Origin of the sequence: Sphingomonas lutea, assembly GCF_014396785.1 — a bacterium.
In the GTDB taxonomy this organism is placed as follows: Bacteria; Pseudomonadota; Alphaproteobacteria; order Sphingomonadales; family Sphingomonadaceae; genus Sphingomicrobium; species Sphingomicrobium luteum.
Genome location: NZ_CP060718.1, coordinates 2233694 through 2249820, shown reverse-complemented (window position 1 = coordinate 2249820; position 16127 = coordinate 2233694). Strand labels below are relative to the sequence as shown.

Sequence of the window (16127 nt, the reverse complement as noted above, 5' to 3'; positions counted from 1 at the left end):
GGCCTTGAAGCCCCCATTAACCATTCGGGGTCTGCCGGGAAAAGGTTAATATTGTGTAACGCGCTGGATTCCTTGGATTCGTTGCACAGGAGTCACAAATCCATCCACAGGGCTGCGATTTCCTTCCCCTACGGTCGCGGGGAGGGGGCCATCTAAGCTGGTGGAGGGGTTCCTGTGCGGCAATCCAACCCCCCGCCGAACCTCGTGCGGTCCCCCTCCCCACGAACCCATGGGGAGGATAAGGGGGCGCATGGACCTCTCCGACCGCATTCTCTTCGTCGATGGCGACGCGATGGTCATCGACAAGCCCGCGGGCTTGCCGGTCGATGCGCCGCGCCGGGGCGGGGAGTCGCTCGCGGCGCGGATGGCGGAGCTGCGTCTCGGCTTCCGCTCCTCGCCGGTGCCGATGCATCGCCTCGACCAGGATACGTCGGGCTGCCTGCTGCTTGCCCGCAACGCCCGCGCACGGGCCGCGCTGCAGAAAGCATTCGAAGCCCGCGAGGTGCGCAAATCCTATCTTGCCGTGGTCGGCAGCGCGATCCAAGAGGAGACCGGCACGATCGACCTGCCGCTCGGCAAGGTATCGAGCGCCGAAGCCGGCTGGCGCATGGTCGCCGATCCCAATGGCCAGTCGGCACTGACGAACTGGTGCCGGATCGCGGTGCGCGACGGCCGTACCCTGGTCGAATTCACCCCGGTCACCGGCCGCACGCACCAGATCCGCGCTCACGCTCGCGAGGCATTCGGCAGCGGGATCGTCGGCGACCGCGTCTACGGCATTCCGGGCGGACCGATGCTGCTTCACGCCTCGCGCCTCGTCGTCCCGCGCGAAGGGCGTGACCTGATCGACGTCAGCGCGCCTTTGCCCGACTATTTCGGTGAGTGGCGCGATGCGGCCGGATGAGTTTCAGATTCCCGACGACGCGCTGAGCGAAAGCTTCCTCGCCGCAACCGGGCCGGGGGGACAGAATGTCAACAAGGTCGCGACCGCGGTGCAGCTGCGTGTCGACCTATACAAGCTCGGCCTTCACCCCGACGTTTATGCACGGCTGCGTACGATCGCCGGCGGCAAGGTGACGGGCGCGGGCGAGCTTTTGATCACCGCCCGCCGCTTCCGCACGCAGGACGCCAACCGCCAGGACGCGCGCCGACGCCTTGCCGAAATGATCGCCGCTGCCCATGTGACGCAAGCAAAGCGCAAGCCAACGCGCCCGAGCCGGTCGGCCAAAGCGCAGCGGGTCGATCAGAAAAAGCAGCGCAGCGCGGTCAAGCAAGGCCGCGGAAGGGTCACGGATTTCTGATGTACGACGTCAAGATTGCCGCCGACGACACCGCGACCATGTATCGCGACCTCGACTCCGCGCTGCGCGGCCTGGTCGGCGGCGAAAGCGACGCGATCGCCAACATGGCCAACGCCGCCGCGCTGCTGTGGGAAACGTTGCCCGACATCAACTGGGTCGGCTTCTACCGCAATGTCGATGGCGAGCTGGTGCTCGGGCCGTTCCAGGGCCGCCCGGCGTGCATCCGCATTCCCTTCGGCAGCGGCGTCTGCGGCACCGCCGCCGCGACGCGACAGGTCCAGCGTATCGATGACGTCGACGCCTTTCCCGGCCACATCGCCTGCGACAGCGCCTCGGCGAGCGAACTGGTCGTGCCGCTTATCCGTGATGGCGAGTTGCTTGGTGTGCTGGACATCGACAGTCCGACCCCGGCGCGGTTCAGCGAAGAGGATGAAGCTGGCTGCGTGCGCCTGGCGGAGATTTTGGTCGGGGCGTTCTGAACCTTCGTTCGTCCTGAGCTTGTCGAAGGGCGTTCGCACGACCTCTGTTCCAAACGCCCTTCGACTACGCGCTTCGCGCTCCGCTCAGGACGACCGGATGTTTGCTTAGGAAAGCTGCTCCAGCCGCTCGTCGCTCAGACTCCCCGGGATCAGCATCACCGGGCACGGCAGTTGCCCCGAATCATTGCCGCAAAAGTTTGCGACCAACGGGCCGGGATTTCCACTCGGCGCCGCGCCCAGGACCAGCGCGGCGATTTCCTCGCGCTCGCCAATATATTCGCGCACGGCCTTCACCGGTTCGCCCGCCTGAACGATGATCTTCGCCTCGATCCCCGATTCATCCAGAATCTCGCCGACCGCGGCGCTGACCACGCCTTCGATCCGCAGCCGTTGCTCTTCCTCGATCGCGCTCTGGACGCCGCCCCATTGCACAAAGTCCTGTGCCTCGACGATGCCCAGCACTTCGACCCGGCCGTTGGTCTTGGCCGCGCGCCGGGCCGCGAAGCGCAGCGCCACGCGCGCCTCCGCGCTGTCGTCGACAACGACGAGATAGGTGCGTTTCGGTTCGTCGGCCCCCATGCCGCGCACAGTGCTGCGTCAATCGCGGCGATTGTGCAAGCATGGCGCTAGGGATTGGTCGCCCACTTGACCCTGACCGCCGCATTGGCTTTGAGCCGGAATACGCCGACGCGTTAGGATGCCCCCGCATGCCAATCGAACTCAAGATGCCCGCTTTGTCCCCAACGATGGAGGAGGGCACGCTCGCCAAATGGCTGGTCAAGGAAGGCGACAGCGTCGCTTCGGGCGATATCCTCGCCGAGATCGAGACCGATAAGGCGACGATGGAGTTCGAAGCGGTCGATGAAGGCACCATCGCCAAGATTCTCGTTGCGGAAGGCACTGACGGCGTGAAGGTCGGCGCCCCGATCGCGATTCTTGCGGGCGAGGGCGAAGATGCAAGCAACGCCGCCGCGCCAAAGGCGGACACCTCCGCACCCGCGCCGCCCAAGGCCGCGCCGGAGCCTAAGGCCGACGCGACGCCCAAAGCCGCGCCGCCGCCGCAGGCTTCGGTTGAAACGCCGCCCGCACCCGCTGCTGCGGCCAAGTCCGACTCCGGCAACCGCGTAAAGGCCTCGCCGCTCGCCCGCCGCCTGGCACAGGCGCAGAACATCGACCTGTCGGCCATCACCGGCAGCGGCCCCGGCGGCCGCATCGTCCGCGCCGACATCGACGCTGCTGCGGGCAAGGCGCCCGCCGCCCGTGCGCAGCCTGCAGTTGCTGCACCCGCTTCAGCGCCGCAGCCCGCGCCGGTCGACCCGGGCGATATCCCGCACGAAGCCGTCAAGCTCAGCAACATGCGCAAGACCATTGCGCGCCGCCTGACCGAATCGAAGCAGCAGGTGCCGCACATCTATCTGACGCTCGACATCCAGCTCGATGCCCTGCTCAAGCTGCGCGGCGAATTGAACAAGGGGCTAGAGGCGCGCGGCGTGAAGCTCAGCGTGAACGATTTGCTCATCAAGGCGCTGGCCCAGGCGCTGATCGAGGTGCCCGAATGCAACGTCAGCTTCGCCGGCGACCAGCTGATCAAGTACAGCCGCGCCGACATTTCGGTTGCGGTCAGCATCCCCAATGGCCTCATCACCCCGATCATTACCGGTGCCGAAGCCAAGGCGGTGTCCGCCATCTCGACCGAGATGAAAGACCTCGCCGCCCGCGCCAAGGACGGCAAATTGCAGCCCCATGAGTATCAGGGCGGCACCGCGAGCCTCAGCAACATGGGCATGTTCGGGATCAAGCATTTCGAAGCGGTGATCAATCCGCCGCAAGGCATGATCATGGCCATCGGCGCGGGCGAAAAACGCCCCTACGTGATCAATGACAGCCTGCAGATCGCGACGATCATGAGCGCAACCGGAAGCTTCGACCACCGCGCCATCGACGGCGCCGACGGCGCCAAGCTGATGCAGGCGTTCAAGCGCCTGGTCGAAAACCCGCTCGGCATGCTCGCCTGACATGAAATGGATCACCGCCTTGGCCCTCGGCGCGGTGCTCGGCTTCATCGTGCCGCTGCTGTTCGGCGGTCCCAATGGCGTGTGGATGGGCAGTTTCGCCAGTTGGGGCACCATCCGCCCGCACGCGGGATCGCCCGGCCTGCTATTTTCAATCCCGATCGCGGTCGGCGCGGCAATCATCTTTCGCATGTTCTTCAATTGGCACAGCCGCTGAGACGTGCCTGACCGAACGCCGCTCATCCGCGTCACCGCCATGCCGTCCGACACCAACCCCTATGGCGGCGTGTTCGGCGGCTGGCTCATGGGCCAGATGGGCCTCGCCTGCGGGTCGTTCGCGTCGCGTAAGTCAGTCGGCAAAGCGATCCTGGTCGCGGCAGACGCGGTGCGATTTCCGGGCGCGATGGCGGTGGGCGATGAACTCAGCGTCTACGTCGAATTACTGAAACAGGGGCGGACCTCACTGCGGCTCAAGGCTGAAGCCTTCGGCCGCGAACGCGACGGCGATGCGGAGACGCTGGTAGCGGAGGGCGAGTTCACCTTCGTCGCGCTCGACGAAAACAACCGACCGCGGGAAATCGCGGCAGAGGAAAGAGCGAATGGCTGACCAATATGACGTTATCATCCTCGGCTCCGGCCCCGGCGGCTACGTCGCCGCGATCCGCGCGGCGCAGCTGGGCCTCAAGACCGCGATCGTCGAGCGCGAGAACCTCGGCGGCATCTGCCTCAATTGGGGTTGCATCCCGACCAAGGCGCTTCTGCGCTCGGCCGAGGTGCTCCACAACATGAATCACGCCAAGGCCTACGGCCTTTCCGCCGACAATGTGAAGGCCGATTTGCCCGCGGTCGTCGCGCGCAGCCGAGGCGTCGCCAAGCAGTTGAACCAGGGCGTCACGCACTTGATGAAGAAGAACAAGGTCGCGGTGCATATGGGCGAGGGCGCGATTCCCGCACCGGGGAAGGTGACGGTGAAAGGCACCGACGGGAAAACCACCGACCTAGCCGCCAAGCATATCGTCATCGCCACCGGCGCGCGCGCCCGCGAGCTGCCGTTTGCGCAAAGCGACGGCAAGCGCATCTGGACCTACCGCAGCGCCATGACCCCGCCCGAAATGCCGAGCGAATTGCTGGTCATCGGATCGGGCGCGATCGGGATCGAGTTCGCCAGTTTCTACAATGATATGGGCGCGAAGGTGACCGTGGTCGAAATGCTCGACCGGATCGTGCCGGTGGAGGATGCCGAGGTCAGCGACTTTCTCGCCAAGAGCCTCGCCAAGCAGGGCATGACATTGCTCACCGGTGCGGGCGTCGAAAGCCTCAAGGCCGACGCCACGGGCGTCGTGGCGAAGATCAAGACGAGGGATGGCAAGGTTGAGGAGAAGCGCTTCTCCCACTGCATCGTCGCCGTCGGCATCGTCCCCAACACCGAAAATATCGGGGTCGAAAAGCTCGGTATCAAAACCACCAAGGGCCATATCGACACAGACGCGATGTGCCGCACCAACGTGCCCGGCATTTCCGCCATCGGCGATGTCACCGCGCCGCCGTGGCTCGCGCACAAGGCAAGCCATGAAGGGATCATCGCGATCGAAGCGATTGCGGGGTCACTAGGCAACAAGGACGTCCACCCGCACGCGATGGACGCGCGCAACATCCCCGGCTGTACCTATTGCCATCCGCAAGTCGCCAGCGTCGGCCTGACCGAAGCCAAGGCCAAGGAGGCGGGACATGAGGTAAAAGTTGGCAAATTCCCCTTCATCGGCAACGGCAAGGCAATTGCGCTTGGCGAAGCGGAAGGCTTCATCAAGACCGTGTTCGACGCCAAGACCGGCGAATTGCTCGGCGCGCACATGGTCGGCGCCGAAGTCACCGAGCTGATCCAGGGCTACGCGGTCGGCAAGCAGGCCGAGCTGGTCGAAACCGACTTCATCCAGACCGTTTACCCGCACCCGACGCTGAGCGAGATGATGCACGAAAGCGTCCTTGCTGCGTACGGGCGCGTGATCCACATGTGATCGTCAGAGGGGGAAGTCGGGTGAAAATACGAACATTACTGGCCGCCGCGACCGCGGTTTCCATCGCCGCTCCGGCAATCGCCGCCAGCGTGATCACCGCCGACCGCTATCTCGACGTCCAGTCGGGCCGCTATGTCGAGCATCCCGCGATCTTCATTGACGACAATGGCAAGATCACCAGCGTTGCCGATGCGCGCACGGTGCGCTTCGCCGCTGGACCAACGCTTACGCACATCGACATGGCGGGAAAGACGCTGGTCCCCGGCTTCATCGACATGCACGTTCACCTCGACAGCCCGGCGGACATCGGCGGCTATCGCGGGCTCGAATATACCGACAGCTTCTGGGCGATGACCGCGGTCGGCAACGCGCGCGCCATGCTCGACGCGGGCTTTACCACGGTACGCAATGTCGGCTCGCAGAACCGCAATGACGTCGGCCTCGCGCAGGCGATCCGCGATGGCTATGCGATCGGGCCGCGCATCGTCCCAGCGGGCCATGCGCTCGGCGCCACCGGCGGCCATTGCGACAGCACCTTCCTCCCGCCCAGCCTTGAGAAAGCCGACAAGGAGGAAGGGATCGGGGATGGGCCGGAGGAGCTTCGCCACCAGGTCCGGCGACAGCGCAAGTTCGGCGCCGAAGTGATCAAGGTCTGCGCCACCGGCGGCGTGTTCTCGCGCAATACCGAGCCGGGCCAGCCGCAACTGAGCGAAACCGAGCTGCGCGCGATCGCCGACGAAGCGCATCAATGGGGGTTGCGCGTCGCCTCCCACGCCCATGGCGCCGAAGGGATCAAGCGCGCGATCCGCGCCGGCATCGACACGATCGAACATGCCAGCCTGGTCGATGACGAGGGCATCCGCCTTGCTGTCCAGCGCAAGCAGCCGGTGTGGTTCTCGATGGACATCTACAACACCGAATATACCCAGGCCGAAGGACGCAAGAACGGCGTCCTCGAAGACAATCTGCGCAAGGACCGCGAGATTGCGCAGATCCAGCGCGACAATTTCCGCAAGGCGCACCGCGCCGGTGTGCGCATGGTCTTTGGCAGCGACGCCGGCGTCATGCCGCACGGGCAGATCGGCAAGCAGTTCCGGACGATGGTCCAGTACGGCATGACCCCGCTCGAAGCGATCCAGGCCGCGACCCGCAACGGCGCCGAGGCGCTGGGGCGCAACGATGTCGGCGTGATCCAGGTCGGGCGCTTCGGCGACATCGTCGCGGTAGACGGTGACCCGACGCGCGACGTGACCTTGCTCGTGCGGCCGGCGGCCGTGATCAAGGGCGGCAAGCTGATCGCCCGCGACTGAGGCTTTAGGCCGGGTGTGAACCGCGCGTCGCCACGATCATTCTTGGCGCATGGCGGAAATCGACAAGGATAAGGTCCGCAAGGACTTCGGCGAAGCGGTCAACATGAGCGCGTCCGAAATCAAGGAATGGCTGGCGACCAAGGAGAGCAAGGCGGTCGGCTTCAAGGGCGCCGACGGCAAGGGCCGCGGCGAGAGCGTCGGCCATGCCAGCGGCCGCCGGATCGTCGCCATCCTCGGCAAGACGAAGGACGATCTCAGCGACGACGATTACGGGCATATGCGCAAGGTCGTGGGCTATGTCCGCCGCCACCTTGCGCAGGAGCCGGCCAACGTTGCAACTTCGCGCTGGCGTTATTCATTGATGAACTGGGGACATGACCCCTGAAGGATTGAGGGACACCGATGAAGGGTTTCCGCGACGACATCGAAAAGCTGACCGAGGAAAACACGGATTTCCGGCGCGTCCTCTATACCGGCAAGAACCTCCAGCTGGTGCTGATGACGCTGCAGCCGGGCGAGGAGATCGGCGAGGAAGTGCATGAGGACCGCGACCAGTTCTTCCGTATCGAGGAAGGGTCGGGCGTCATCGACATCGACGGCGTCGAAAATGCAGTCGAGGACGATATCGCGGTGATCGTGCCCGCCGGCGCGCGCCATAACGTGCGCAACACCGGCGATGAGCCCTTGCAGCTCTACACCATCTACGGTCCGCCCGAGCACAAGGACGGCATCGTCCAGGCCACCAAGGCGGAGGCCGACGAGCGCCACCACGCCGAGGAGTGGGACGGCAAGACCACCGAATAGCGCCCGTTGCGCTGGCGCGCCGCTCGCTTAAGGTGCGCAGCCATGAAGGGGACCATCATCATCGCCGCCGCGCTCGCCGCGGTCAGCTCCGCCGCGCTCGCCGCGCCCGTCACCATCCATGCGGGGCGGCTGATGGCCGTGCCAGGGAAGGCGGTGCTGGGGCCATCGACCATCGTCGTCGACCAGGGGCGGATCGTCTCGGTCACGCCGGGTCATGTCGCGCCCGCGGCGGGTGGCCAGGTGATCGATCTGTCGGCCAAGACCGTCCTGCCCGGCCTGATCGACAGCCACGTCCACCTGGCGTCCGACCGCGGCGGAATTGAAAGCGCAGCCTCATCGGTAAGCGACAGCCAGCAACATCACGCCCTCGAGGCGCAGTGGAACGGCATGAAGACCTTGCGTGCCGGGTTCACGACCGTTCGCAATCTCGGAGATGCCGGCTCGGTAATGGCGTTGCGCGACGCCGTGACGCGCGGATGGGTGCAGGGGCCCCGGATCGTCGATGCCGGCCAATCCATTTCCACGACCGGCGGACATATGGATATCCGCAACGGCATCAGCGACGACATGGCAGAGCTGCTGCCGGCTCCGACGAATTTGTGCGATGGCGCTGATGAGTGCCGGAAGGTCGTTCGCAACCAGATCGGCCGAGGGGCCGAGGTCATCAAATTTGCAACGACCGGCGGGGTCAATAGCGGCACCGGGCTTGCGACGCGCATGATCGATGAAGAGGCCCGCGCTCTGGTCGAAACCGCTCATGCTTATGGCAAGAAAGTCGCGGTTCACGCCCATGGCGCCGATGGCATCAAGCTCGCCTTGCGCGCCGGTGCGGATTCGATCGAGCATGGAACGATGATGGATGCGGAGATCATCCGGGCCATGGTTCGGCAGGGCACTTACTATGTGCCCACCCTGTCCACGGTGAACGGCTATCTTGAGCGGATCGCCGCCAATCCTAACGCCTATCGCCCCGAAGTCCGCAAGCAGATTGATTGGCGCATCGGCATCGCCGGCCAGTCACTGCTCAAGGCCTATCCGGCGGGGGTAAAGATCGCCTTCGGCACCGACGCCGGGGTCAGCAAGCACGGCCGCAACGCTGACGAGTTCGAACTGATGGTCAAATATGGCATGCCGCCCGCCGAAGCGATCAAGGCGGCGACGGTCAATGCCGCCGATCTGCTCGGCCTGTCGAGCGAGATTGGCACGATCGAGCCGGGCAAGTCTGCCGACATCATTGCGGTTACCGGCGATCCGCTGGCCGACGTACGGGCGCTCAAGAGCGTCGACTTCGTAATGGTGCGCGGCGAGGTGGTGAAGGACTGATGGGCAAGTCGCTCCACGACGTGTCCGACCCGCGCAACGCCAGCGTTCTCATCAATGTCAACGGCGAATTGAAGCCGCGGGCCGAAGCGGTCGTGTCAGTGTTCGACAGCGGTTTCATGCTCGGCGACGGTGTTTGGGAGGGGCTGCGCGTACACGACGGGAAGCTGTCGTTCCTCGACCGTCACCTCGATCGCTTGTTCGAAGGCGCCAAGGCGATCGCGATGGATGTCGGCTTGACCCGTGCGCAGCTGACGCAGCGGCTCTACGAAACCATCGACGCCAACGGCATGCGCGACGGCGGCCACATCCGCCTGATGGTCACGCGCGGCGTGCGTTCGACCCCCTATCAGGACCCGCGCGTCGTGGTCACGCCGGCAACCGTCGTCATCGTCGCCGAATTCAAGCAGCCGCCCGAAGGCATCCACGAGCGCGGCCTCAAGCTGTTCACCGTCCACGTCCGCCGCGGCGACCCCGCGGTGCAGGACCAGAAGATCAATTCACACTCGAAGCTCAACTGCATCCTCGCCTCGATCCAGGCGATTCAGGCGGGCGCGGACGAAGCGCTGATGCTCGATCCGCACGGTTTCGTCGCGACGTGCAATTCGACGCACTTCTTCATCGTCCGCAATGGCGAGGTGTGGACGTCGAGCGGGCAATATTGCCTCGGCGGGATCACGCGCGCGGTGACGCTCGAGGTCGCGCGCACCGCGGGCATCCCGGCGGTTGAAAAGACCTTTTCACTGACCGACGTCTATGGCGCCGACGAGGCGTTCGTGACCGGCACCTTTGCCGGGATCGTGCCCGTGCGCGAGGTCGACGGGCGTCAGCTCGAGTGCCGCGGTCCGATGGTCGAGCGGCTGCAGAAACTCTACAATGCGCGCGTGGCGGAGGATATTTTGGAGCAGCACCGGCCTTGATGCCAAAAACCTCCGCTCGTCCTGAGGAGCCGCTGAGCGAAGTCGAAGCGGCGTCTCGAAGGACCGTCCTTCGAGACGGGCCTTCGATGCGCTTCGCTTACTCAGTCCCTCCTCAGGATGAGCGGGAGGGTTTGAGCGCGTGACCAAACGTATCGCCATGTGGTCGGGACCGCGCAACTTGTCGACGGCGATGATGCGCAGCTTCGGCAGCCGACCCGACACCTTCGTGTCGGACGAGCCCTTTTACGGTTGCTTCCTCAAGGACTCAGGTGCCGATCATCCGATGGCGGAAGAGGTGATCGCTGCGATGGATTGCGATTGGCACAGGGTCATGACGTCGCTGCGCGGCGCCGCGAACGATGGCGCGCCGATATGGTACCAGAAGCACATGTGGCACCACATGGTGGGGCCGGTGGGTTACGACGATTTTGAGGGCTTCACCCACGCCTTTCTGATCCGCCAGCCCGAGCGGATGATCGCCTCCTACCTCAACAAGCGCGAGACGGCGCGGTTCGAGGATTTCGGCATGGAGCGGCAGGCCGAATTCTTCGAGCGCGAAGCCGACCGGCTCGGCCATGCGCCGCCGGTGATCGACGCCGCCGACGTGCTCAGGGATCCGCAGCACGTGCTTGCCAAGCTGTGCAGCGCGCTCGGCCTCGAATGGACGCCGCGGATGCTGTACTGGGAGCCGGGTCCGCGCGCGACCGACGGGCCGTGGGCGCCGCACTGGTATGCGACGGTCGAGGCCAGCACCGGCTTCGGCCCGCCCGAAGAGGAGGCGCCGGATTTACCCGAGGAGGCGCAGCGCGTCGCCAACCAGTGCCGCCCATTCTACGAGCGGCTGGCCGAGCACCGCATCACGGCCTAGGCCTCGACCACCCCCGGCGGCAGCTTCTCGACCGGCGGGAGCTTGCCCGCGAGCGCGAGATCGAACTGCTCGCGGTCCAATCGGCCTTCCCACCACGAAACGACCACCGTCGCGACGGCATTGCCGATGAAGTTGGTCAGGCTGCGGCATTCGCTCATGAAGCGGTCGATGCCCAGGATCAGCGCCATGCCCGCGACCGGGATCGACGGCACGATCGACAACGTCGCGGCAAGCGTGATGAAACCCGCGCCGGTGACTCCCGCCGCGCCTTTCGATGACAGCATTGCAACCGCCAGCAGCAGAAGCTGTTCGCCCAGGCCGATCTGCACGTTCAGCGCCTGGGCGATGAACAACGCCGCGAGCGTCATATAGATGTTGGTGCCATCGAGGTTGAAGCTGTAGCCGGTCGGCACGACCAGCCCGACGATCGACTTGGGGCAGCCGGCGCGTTCCATCTTCTCGACCAGGCTGGGGAGCGCGCTTTCGGACGACGAGGTGCCGAGAACGAGCAGCAACTCCTCTTTCAGATAGGCGATCAGCTTGAAGATCGAAAAGCCGGCGATCCGCGCCACCGCGCCCAGCACGACGATCACGAACAGCAGCGAGGTCAGGTAGAAGGTCGCTACCAAAGTCGCGAGGTTGCCAAGCGTCTCAATTCCATAGGCGCCGATGGTGAAGGCCATCGCGCCGAACGCTCCGATCGGCGCCGCGCGCATCAGGATGCCGACGATCTTGAAGAAGACGAGCGAAGCATGTTCGAGCAGGTCAAAGACCGGCCGGCCGCGCTCGCCGATCAATGCCAGCCCAATCCCGAACAGGATCGCGGCGAACAGGGTCTGGAGCAGATTGCCGCTGACCAAGCCCGCGAGGAAGCTGTCGGGCACGATATTGAGGATGAAGCCGGTGATCGTGGTTTCGTGCGCCTTGGCGGCGAAGTCGGAAACCTTTGAGGTGTCGAGGCTTGCCGGATCGATGTTCAGGCCCGCGCCGGGCTGTACGATGTTGCCGACGAGCAGGCCGACGATCAGCGCGAGGGTCGAGAAGAACAGGAAATACACGAACGCCTTCAATGCCACGCGGCCGACAGAGCCGAGGTCGCGCATCCCGGCGATGCCGGTGACGATGGTGAGGAAGATCACCGGCGCGATGATCATCTTCACCAGTTTGATGAAGCCGTCGCCGAGCGGCTTCAGCGCCTCACCCGTCGCGGGCCAGAAATGCCCGATGAGCACGCCGGCCGTGATGGCGACGAGCACCTGGACGTAAAGCTGGGCATACCACGGCCGTCGCTTGACGGGCGGGATGCTGCCGGTGGTGATCGCAACCATCCGCGCAGTTGAGCGCCTTGCCGCGCGCCCGTCCAGCGGGGAATGCGATCAGGCGACGTCAGCCGATGACGCGCACGCCCTCCTTGGCCCAGTCGCGGTCGACGTCGACGCCCTGGTCGGCCCAGTCGGCGCGGGTCCAGCAGCGTACGGGATCGGCCGCATTGCCGGTGACTTCGACGCGCATGCAGTATCGGGTGTCGGGCCCGCCTGGCGGTGCCGGCTGCGCGGCCGAGCGCGCGCTAGTGACCTCTAAGGGGCCGCTGTCCGGCTGCGCTGACACAACCGATGCGATCATGGTGAAGCCAATTGCAATTGCGAATGCGTGATGCCGCATGTCATTCCTCCTAGCCGTCCGCGACGGGCATAGTCCTAAACGAAATGCGTATCACCTTTGTTTCGACCCGACGCGCATCGGTTTCGACCGAGTGCGGTTGACCCCTCGGTGCCCCCCCGCTATGTGCCCGCCCGTCCAGACGACGGCGAGCCGAGCCTCGCTCCGCCGGGCAAGAGCTGAACATTGCTCACATCTGCGCGTGGCCAGGCGGCCTTAAGCTGCTTGGGCGTCGCGCTTTTCGTGTTGAGCAAAGTAACCGCCGGGGTTTTTCCGGCAATGAAAGGGAACGCGGCATCGCGTTCCCGTGAAAGGTGAAGGGCTTCATGCCAACGATTAACCAGCTGATCCGCAAGGGTCGCGAACCGCAGAAGGCCAAGTCGAAGGTCCCTGCGATGGAGCAGAACCCGCAAAAGCGCGGCGTCTGCACCCGCGTTTATACGACGACCCCGAAGAAGCCGAACTCGGCGCTGCGCAAGGTGGCCAAGGTCCGCCTGACCAACCAGCGCGAAGTGATCAGCTACATCCCCGGCGAAGGCCACAATCTGCAGGAACACAGCGTCGTGCTGATCCGTGGCGGCCGTGTGCGCGACCTTCCCGGCGTGCGCTACCACGTGCTTCGCGGCGTGCTCGACACGCAGGGCGTCAAGGACCGCAAGCAGTCCCGCTCCAAGTACGGCGCCAAGCGTCCCAAGTAATCAGGCGAGTAAGCCCCGGACGGGGTTCCCATCAAAGTAGGACTTTGAAGGGGCCCAGTGTTCCGGACACGGCTGAAGAGAAAGGAATGTCCAATGTCCCGTCGTCGTCGCCCAGAGAAGCGCGAAATCCTTCCCGATCCGAAGTTCGGGGATATCGTCCTGTCGAAGTTCATGAATTCGGTCATGCTCGACGGCAAGAAGTCGGTCGCCGAAGGCATCGTCTACGGCGCCCTCGACAATGTTGAAACGCGCCTCAAGAAGGAGCCGATCGGCGTCTTCCACGACGCGCTCAACAATGTGAAGCCGGGCATCGAAGTGCGCAGCCGCCGCGTCGGCGGTGCAACCTATCAGGTGCCGGTCGAAGTCCGTCCCGAGCGTGCGCAGGCGCTGGCCATCCGCTGGCTGATCTCCGCCGCCCGTGCGCGCAGCGAGAAGACCATGGCCGCCCGCCTGTCGGGGGAGTTGATGGACGCCTCGCAGAACCGCGGCAACGCAGTCAAGAAGCGCGAAGACACGCACCGCATGGCCGAAGCCAACCGCGCCTTCTCGCACTACCGCTGGTAGTTCCTATATTGGGGTGAGCCGGATCCGCCGGCCCCCCGCATCGCTAAGGAATCAAAGAAAATGGCCCGCAGCCATCCGCTCGAACGCTATCGCAACATCGGCATCATGGCGCACATCGACGCCGGCAAGACGACGACGACCGAGCGTATCCTTTATTACACCGGCAAGTCCTACAAGATCGGCGAAGTGCACGAAGGCACCGCTACGATGGATTGGATGGAGCAGGAGCAGGAGCGCGGGATCACGATCACGTCCGCGGCGACGACCTGTTTCTGGTCGGCCAACGAGGGCAAGGGCGAAGAGCACCGCATCAACATCATCGACACGCCGGGCCACGTCGACTTCACCATTGAGGTCGAGCGTTCGCTGCGCGTGCTCGACGGCGCGGTCGCCTGCTTCGACGGCGTTGCCGGCGTCGAGCCGCAGTCGGAAACGGTGTGGCGCCAGGCCGACAAGTACGGCGTTCCGCGCATGTGCTTCGTCAACAAGCTGGACCGCACCGGCGCCAATTTCGAATATTGCGTGCAGTCGATCATCGACCGCCTCGGCGCGCGTCCGGCCGTGCTCTATCTTCCGATTGGCATCGAGGGCGGCTTCAAGGGGCTCGTCGACCTGGTCGAAAACCGCGCCATCATCTGGCTTGAAGAAAGCCTCGGCGCGAAGTTCGAATATCAGGACATTCCGGACGACCTTAAGGACAAGGCCGCCGAGGCGCGCATGAACCTCATCGAGCTTGCCGTCGAGCAGGACGACGAGGCGATGGAAGCCTATCTCGAAGGCAATGAGCCCGACACGGCGACGCTTAAGAAGCTGATCCGTAAGGGCACGCTGGCGATGGCCTTCGTGCCGGTCGTTTGCGGCTCGGCCTTCAAGAACAAGGGCGTCCAGCCGCTGCTCGACGCGGTCGTCGACTATCTGCCGAGCCCGCTCGACGTTCCGGCGATCAAGGGCCTCCTTCCCAACGGTGACGAGGATTCGCGGCCGTCGGACGACGACGCGCCTTTCTCGGCGCTGGCGTTCAAGATCATGAACGATCCCTTCGTCGGCACGCTGACCTTCGCGCGCATCTATTCGGGCAAGCTCGAAACCGCGTCGCAGGTGATGAACAGCGTCAAGGACAAGAAGGAAAAGGTCGGCCGCATGCTGCTGATGCATGCCAACGATCGTGAGGACATCCAGGTGGCTTATGCCGGCGACATCGTCGCGCTCGCGGGCCTCAAGGACACCACGACCGGGGACACGCTCTGCGCCATCAACGCGCCGATCATCCTCGAGCGGATGGAATTCCCCGATCCGGTGATTGAATTGTCAGTCGAACCCAAGACCAAGGCCGACCAAGAGAAGATGGGCGTAGCATTGAACCGCCTCGCCCGCGAAGATCCGTCGTTCCGCGTCTCGACCGACCATGAATCGGGCCAGACGATCATCAAGGGCATGGGCGAGCTCCACCTCGAGATCCTCGTCGATCGCATGAAGCGCGAGTTCAAGGTCGAGGCCAATGTCGGCGCGCCGCAGGTCGCCTACCGCGAATATCTCGGCAAGCCGGTCGAGCTGACCTACACCCACAAGAAGCAGTCGGGTGGTTCGGGGCAGTTCGGCGAGATCAAGATCAACGTCATCCCGGGCGAGCGCGGTTCGGGCTTCCAGTTCTTCGACGAGATCAAGGGCGGCAACGTGCCGAAGGAATATATCCCTTCGGTCGAAAAGGGCCTGCGCGAGACGGCCGAGACGGGATCGCTGATCGGCTTTCCGATCATCGATTTCGAAGTGCACCTGATCGACGGCAAGTACCACGACGTCGACAGCTCGGCGCTGGCGTTCGAAATCTGTGCCCGCGGCGCGATGCGCGAGGCGGCCCAGAAAGCCGGCATCAAGCTTCTCGAGCCGATCATGAAGGTCGAGGTGGTGACGCCGGAGGATTATCTCGGCGACGTCATCGGCGACATCAACAGCCGGCGCGGCCAGATCCAGGGCACCGACAGCCGCGGCAACGCGCAGTCGGTCGAAGCGATGGTCCCGCTCGCCAACATGTTCGGCTACGTCAACCAGCTGCGGTCGTTCACGCAGGGGCGGGCGCAGTATACGATGCAGTTCTCGCATTACGAAGAAGTGCCGCAGAACGTCGCCGACGAGGTGAAGGCGAAGCTGGCGTAACCTGATTTTTTTGCTATGGGCGC

Annotated in this window: 19 protein-coding genes; 16 read left to right on the top strand and 3 right to left on the bottom strand. The window is 64.6% G+C overall.

Annotation, left to right across the window (positions count from 1 at the left end):
- The first annotated feature begins 250 nt into the window (after window positions 1-250).
- From H9L13_RS11705 to H9L13_RS11695, 3 genes are read left to right on the top strand one after another with little or no spacing between them, the layout of a single operon-like run.
- On the top strand, window positions 251-904 hold the full coding sequence (locus H9L13_RS11705; RefSeq protein WP_187537848.1) for an RluA family pseudouridine synthase: 654 nt from the start codon (window positions 251-253) through the stop codon (window positions 902-904).
- Window positions 891-1301 carry an alternative ribosome rescue aminoacyl-tRNA hydrolase ArfB gene (arfB, locus tag H9L13_RS11700; RefSeq protein WP_187537847.1) on the top strand — a complete coding sequence of 137 codons (411 nt, stop codon included), beginning with the start codon at window positions 891-893 and terminating at the stop codon, window positions 1299-1301. Before H9L13_RS11705 ends, arfB begins: the two co-directional genes overlap by 14 nt.
- The gene (locus tag H9L13_RS11695) at window positions 1301-1780 is read left to right on the top strand and encodes a GAF domain-containing protein (protein ID WP_187537846.1); all 480 of its coding nucleotides are present in this window, start codon (window positions 1301-1303) and stop codon (window positions 1778-1780) included. The genes arfB and H9L13_RS11695 overlap by 1 nt, the downstream gene beginning before the upstream one ends.
- A 105-nt stretch (window positions 1781-1885) precedes the next feature.
- On the opposite strand, the gene H9L13_RS11690 is transcribed toward H9L13_RS11695, so the two are convergent.
- Window positions 1886-2359, bottom strand: a complete 474-nt coding sequence (locus H9L13_RS11690) for a universal stress protein (protein WP_187537845.1) — start codon at window positions 2357-2359, stop codon at window positions 1886-1888.
- A 128-nt stretch (window positions 2360-2487) separates the two neighbouring features.
- On the opposite strand from H9L13_RS11690, the gene H9L13_RS11685 reads away from it, so the two are divergent.
- The 10 genes from H9L13_RS11685 to H9L13_RS11640 all read left to right on the top strand — a co-directional run bounded on the left by H9L13_RS11685 (window position 2488) and on the right by H9L13_RS11640 (window position 11029).
- On the top strand, window positions 2488-3795 hold the full coding sequence (locus H9L13_RS11685; protein WP_187537844.1) for a pyruvate dehydrogenase complex dihydrolipoamide acetyltransferase: 1308 nt from the start codon (window positions 2488-2490) through the stop codon (window positions 3793-3795).
- 1 nt (window position 3796) lies between these two features.
- Complete coding sequence (locus tag H9L13_RS11680) at window positions 3797-4009, top strand: hypothetical protein (RefSeq protein WP_187537843.1); 213 nt, start codon at window positions 3797-3799, stop codon at window positions 4007-4009.
- 39 nt (window positions 4010-4048) lie between these two features.
- A complete protein-coding gene (locus tag H9L13_RS11675; RefSeq protein WP_187537842.1) occupies window positions 4049-4399 on the top strand; it encodes an acyl-CoA thioesterase in 351 nt (116 codons plus the stop codon).
- On the top strand, window positions 4392-5807 hold the full coding sequence (gene lpdA / locus H9L13_RS11670; protein ID WP_187537841.1) for a dihydrolipoyl dehydrogenase: 1416 nt from the start codon (window positions 4392-4394) through the stop codon (window positions 5805-5807). The genes H9L13_RS11675 and lpdA overlap by 8 nt, the downstream gene beginning before the upstream one ends.
- A gap of 20 nt (window positions 5808-5827) precedes the next feature.
- Window positions 5828-7117, top strand: a complete 1290-nt coding sequence (locus tag H9L13_RS11665; RefSeq protein ID WP_235090977.1) for a Xaa-Pro dipeptidase — start codon at window positions 5828-5830, stop codon at window positions 7115-7117.
- Between the two features lie 49 nt (window positions 7118-7166).
- Window positions 7167-7502, top strand: coding sequence for a DUF3140 domain-containing protein (locus tag H9L13_RS11660; protein ID WP_187537840.1), 336 nt, complete (start codon window positions 7167-7169; stop codon window positions 7500-7502).
- Between the two features lie 17 nt (window positions 7503-7519).
- On the top strand, window positions 7520-7921 hold the full coding sequence (locus H9L13_RS11655; RefSeq protein ID WP_187537839.1) for a cupin domain-containing protein: 402 nt from the start codon (window positions 7520-7522) through the stop codon (window positions 7919-7921).
- A gap of 42 nt (window positions 7922-7963) precedes the next feature.
- The gene (locus H9L13_RS11650; protein ID WP_187537838.1) at window positions 7964-9244 is read left to right on the top strand and encodes a metal-dependent hydrolase family protein; all 1281 of its coding nucleotides are present in this window, start codon (window positions 7964-7966) and stop codon (window positions 9242-9244) included.
- Window positions 9244-10161: an aminotransferase class IV gene (locus tag H9L13_RS11645; protein WP_187537837.1), complete on the top strand. Its 918-nt coding sequence runs from the start codon at window positions 9244-9246 to the stop codon at window positions 10159-10161. Before H9L13_RS11650 ends, H9L13_RS11645 begins: the two co-directional genes overlap by 1 nt.
- Window positions 10162-10300: 139 nt before the next feature.
- Window positions 10301-11029, top strand: coding sequence for a sulfotransferase-like domain-containing protein (locus H9L13_RS11640; RefSeq protein ID WP_235090973.1), 729 nt, complete (start codon window positions 10301-10303; stop codon window positions 11027-11029).
- Here the strand turns inward: H9L13_RS11640 and H9L13_RS11635 are convergent.
- Both H9L13_RS11635 and H9L13_RS11630 read right to left on the bottom strand, forming a co-directional pair.
- Window positions 11026-12357 (bottom strand): dicarboxylate/amino acid:cation symporter, encoded by a 1332-nt coding sequence (locus H9L13_RS11635; RefSeq protein ID WP_187537836.1) that lies wholly within the window; start codon window positions 12355-12357, stop codon window positions 11026-11028. The genes H9L13_RS11640 and H9L13_RS11635 overlap by 4 nt on opposite strands.
- A 58-nt stretch (window positions 12358-12415) precedes the next feature.
- A complete protein-coding gene (locus H9L13_RS11630; RefSeq protein WP_187537835.1) occupies window positions 12416-12691 on the bottom strand; it encodes a hypothetical protein in 276 nt (91 codons plus the stop codon).
- Window positions 12692-13014: 323 nt separating this feature from the next.
- Between H9L13_RS11630 and rpsL the strand changes: the two genes are divergently transcribed.
- From rpsL to fusA, 3 genes are all read left to right on the top strand, one after another.
- The gene (gene rpsL / locus H9L13_RS11625) at window positions 13015-13386 is read left to right on the top strand and encodes a 30S ribosomal protein S12 (protein WP_147044308.1); all 372 of its coding nucleotides are present in this window, start codon (window positions 13015-13017) and stop codon (window positions 13384-13386) included.
- A gap of 93 nt (window positions 13387-13479) precedes the next feature.
- Window positions 13480-13950, top strand: coding sequence for a 30S ribosomal protein S7 (gene rpsG, locus H9L13_RS11620; protein WP_187537834.1), 471 nt, complete (start codon window positions 13480-13482; stop codon window positions 13948-13950).
- Between the two features lie 60 nt (window positions 13951-14010).
- On the top strand, window positions 14011-16104 hold the full coding sequence (fusA, locus tag H9L13_RS11615; RefSeq protein WP_187537833.1) for an elongation factor G: 2094 nt from the start codon (window positions 14011-14013) through the stop codon (window positions 16102-16104).
- The last annotated feature ends 23 nt before the right edge of the window (window positions 16105-16127 follow it).